1 protein-coding gene is annotated in these 532 nt (G+C 60.9%); it reads left to right on the top strand.

The window, feature by feature from the left end:
- Positions 1-299 (top strand): hypothetical protein (locus NQ160_RS24520; RefSeq protein ID WP_257517554.1); only part of this gene is annotated, 299 nt, incomplete at its 5' end.
- Between the last annotated feature and the right edge of the window lie 233 nt (positions 300-532).

Genomic DNA, 532 nt, shown 5'->3' with positions numbered 1-532 from the left:
CTGCAGCGGATCGACCAGATTCTGTCGTCGACGGGTCCGCCGACAGGATCGACGTCGGGACTCTTCGATACGTCGGAAACGCGGATGACTTCGACGTCTATCTCGCGCGCGCATCTGACGACAGCGAGACGCTGTGCCTTTCGCTCGTTCTCGATGACGTTTGGCAAAGCACAGATTGCGGGCGCGACTCTGTATCCGTCCGGATCAGCGACAGCGCTAGTGTCGCGGCCGAGATCGACCACCGTGGCGGGGAAGGTCGGGAGATGATCTCCGAAAACGTCTGGGTTGCCCGAAAATAGGTACAACGCAGCGGACGCTGGTGTGCTCGGGTAGCGACCCACTTGCGAACCCTCTATCCCTCAGTGAGTCTCGTCGAGTGATGGACGTGGTGGTTCGCGACGGCACTCCGGATGACGCCCCGAGTCTGGCGGTACTGAAGCTCGCATGGGCGAACCGTCATGACGTGACCGTTGAAGGAAGTCAATCGTTCGTCCGAGACCTCGCCTCGTGGATGGCGTCACAGGGTGATTCG

The organism is Microbacterium sp. zg.Y909, assembly GCF_024626565.1.
This window is presented reverse-complemented; position numbering and strand designations above follow the sequence as displayed.